General features: G+C 45.3%; 2 protein-coding genes. Both read left to right on the top strand.

Annotation, left to right across the window (positions count from 1 at the left end):
* Positions 1–205 precede the first annotated feature (205 nt).
* Positions 206–2,608: a hypothetical protein gene (locus tag AACV78_RS28410; RefSeq protein ID WP_194013097.1), complete on the top strand. Its 2,403-nt coding sequence runs from the start codon at positions 206–208 to the stop codon at positions 2,606–2,608.
* A gap of 136 nt (positions 2,609–2,744) precedes the next feature.
* Entirely contained in the window at positions 2,745–3,356 is a 612-nt protein-coding gene (locus AACV78_RS28405; protein ID WP_194013098.1) for a hypothetical protein, read from the top strand.
* The last annotated feature ends 35 nt before the right edge of the window (positions 3,357–3,391 follow it).

Genomic DNA, 3,391 nt, shown 5'->3' with positions numbered 1-3,391 from the left:
CTCTCCCCCTCTCCCCCTCTCTTTCTCCCCCTCCCCAACCAACAGGTACTTTAGATGCGTAGCAGCTTAATTATTAGTGGGGGACAATTCCCCCTCCGATTGGAGGGGGTCACTTTAACTCCCCAAAACCGCTCTTCCGAGTGAAGTCAGTAGCCATACTGCTCGAATTTCATGGGAAATATCCACTCACGCCGCCACAAAGATTATGGCTACAAAAACAGCATACCGAAGCCGAAGCCAGGGAAACTACATCACCCCTAACACAGCCGAGGGCAAGAAAATCCTCAACTACCTAAGAAATCGCTGCGAGAAAGCTTTAGATTACTGCCTGGAAAACGGACTCACCAGCGTAGAAGATTTTGCCGATGCAATTGAAGAACTAACGGAAGCAGACGGCAAACCTGGCATTAGCGTGGAGGTCAAGCACAACGGACTCGTCCTCAGTTTGAGCGATCGACCCGAGTACGGCTCTACCACAGGAAAGTACATGATGGAGCACTTGGGAGAGCCGGACGACAACCGATTTACTAAAACAGGAATTGAAGCATTACTCGATTCGCCTCGAACTAAAACAAGGTCTAAGAAAGACGATTTACTAAATGAATTGGAGGAGGAAGAACCCTCTCCGCCTAAATCTAAAGCTGCAACTAAGTCTAGAAAAGACGATTTACTAGATGAATTGGAGGAGGAAGAACCCTCTCCGTCTAAATCTAAAACTGCAACTACGTTTAAAAAAGACGATTTGCTAGATGAGTTAGAGGATGAGGAACCCTTGCCCCGAGCGAAATCTAAAACTAATACCAAATCGAAAAAAGATGAAATAAAAACTTGGGAGGATGACGAACCCTCAGCCAATTCTAAAAACAAAACTAGACCTCGAAAAGATGACCTAGAGGAATTGGATTCGGAGGAACTACTGCTTAAATCTAAAGCCTTAACCTGCTCTCCGAGAGATGAACTAAGTAAGCTAGATGAGTTTGAAGTCAAAGAACCTCAACCTAAAGCTAAGCCTCAAACTAAAAGCCACCTTCAAAACTCTGAGCGAGAAGATTTGGAAGACGAAGAATTATCAGCTAAATCCCAAGCCAAAAGAAAACTTCAGACAGATGGAGCGGTAGAAGTTGCTGAATCCTTAGCACGCACACCTTCAAAAACCCGAACTAGCCAACAGCGACCTCAAGGCAAAAAATCAAACGACCAGAACATCGATAGTATCCTTGATGCTGCTGTACAAGTTAGTGGTAGAACAGCCATTTCTGGAAGTGAGGTAGAAGGTACAACAGTCAGCGGCCTGAGCGGTCAAGTTGCGGTTCTCGCTACTCTGATGGGGAAAAAAGCAGCTTCTCAAATTATAGAAGCTGCTCTTGGGGCTGGAAAAGAGCGCCAAATTGCCGGTATTGTCAAAAGGCTCCAAGCTCAAAGCCAGCGAGCTGACTCGCTGTCGCAGCGGGTTACCAACTTGGTTGAAGCGGATTCAGTTGCAAATGCAATGGTCGAATCCGAAGCTTTACCAATAGCTGAACCGAAGCCAGAACCGGAACAAAACATCTTACCTGAACCGGATGCCGAATTTGTCTCAACACCCGGTATACTCTTAGCTAAAGCTGTTAGCAAAGTCCACGGAAAAGTTGATAAAATTTCCGGTCGTGTGAGAGACAACAATTCTGAAAAAACGGCATCTATTAAGATTGACACAGAGGCGAGTTTTGAAGAACAGCTCGTACAAATAAATGAAGCACTCAACCGACTTGAAAAGCGACTCGATACCCTAGAACAACGAATAGAAGCTTTAGAGAACAAACTTTCTCTTCAAAAAAGCGAGACAGGCGCTCAAGCTGGCGAGGCAAAATTAGAACCGCCCGACAGCTCAACTCCATCCCTCAGCGACCAATTCGTACAAAACGGAACAGAAATAGGTGAAAAAATTTCATTAGAATCAACAATCCCAGCTAGCAGCAGCGCTAGCGCTACTGCTAAAAAAATCACTGTGACCGCCCAAAATCTTACTCAGGACGCCCAACTTGCAGCAACACTGGCAAAAATTTACAGCCTAGCTGAAGAAGAAGCAAATGCGGAAGGCATTGCATTAGAAGACGGGGTTGATTTTGGACAAGCCAAACTTTATGTAACAAATTTTGACTTCTCTACCGCTGTCAGCTTAAAAACTAAGGAAGGCGAGGAACTGTTTTCAGCAGTACAGGATAAAACTGGAGAATGGAAAGTGACAAACGACTTCCTGAAACCTGAAGAAAAAGAAGAACTCGACCGCTTAAAGATTTTTCAACAAGCTCTCAACCAAGAGCGGCTAGCTGAAATGGTAAAGAGAAGCAATCAAGATGAAGTGAGCTTTACCGATTCCCAAGGCTCGCGCCTCGACTTTGAAGTCGAATTCAGCGATAAATCCAAGTCGAAGGGTACTGTCAAAGGCTTTAACTCTCACAGCGAGATAGTTTTTGAAGCCAGCCTCCAAAAAGGTAATGTTGAGGTTCTTCTGTGCGACATTCCACCCGAAGAAGTAGAAAATCTCCTCTCCCAACAACAACTCGCTCAAAACCAGAACTCCAACAAGCAGGAAGCGAGAAAAACTGAGACCGAAATGGAAATTTGAAATAACTTTTTTCACTTGCACCCTCCATTTGGAGGGGGTCACTCTCACTGTATAAAATCACCTTTTTTGGCGATTTTTCAGGGATTAGATGCAACTTAAATTGGCATTAAAGCACTAAAACAATCGAGATAGTGACATGGCTACTTACTTAGACCAAACAAGAAATCAACGAAACCGCAACACATTATTACGCTGGTTAAAACAACAGAAAATCAAACTGGGCGACCTTCCATTCCTCGGCATTTGCCTAGCCTCGCTCATCTACTTCAGCATTCACGACCCGCTCTTAATTGCGACTTTAGGCTGCTCCAGCATAGTCTTTTTAAGTTTGTGGCACACCGCTAAAGCAATCCCAATTGTAGAGCGATATATCGGCTGCAAAATTCGATTATGGCACGTTGCTACTGCCATAATTACCTCCACTGCACTGTGCTCCGTGCTCGATTCCCCCGCCAACGCCATCTTCCTCTCCGGCTTAGAAGAATTTATGACAGAGCTAGCAGAAGGAGCGGCTTCCGCAGGAGGTGAAGCTATTGATGCCGAAGTCATCGAACTGATTTTCAACTTAATTCGCGGAGCCTTCCTTTTGTTAGTAGCAGCCGCGTCTCTTTTTGCTTACAACCAAGCGCAGCAAGGCAATGACTGGCGACCAATTGTGACTCAAGTTGCCTTAGCTTTTGCCATTGTAATTGCCATTGACGTAATAACTTTCCTCTTCATTGGCAATGGCGGTGGCGGAGGAGCTTAGGGAAGAAGGGGAGAGTGGGGGAGTGGGAGAGGGGG

This window comes from Tychonema sp. LEGE 07196 (assembly GCF_963890365.1).
GTDB lineage: Bacteria > Cyanobacteriota > Cyanobacteriia > Cyanobacteriales > Microcoleaceae > Microcoleus.
The sequence above is the reverse complement of the archived record's forward strand: the minus strand, read 5'-3'. Positions and strand labels throughout refer to the sequence as shown.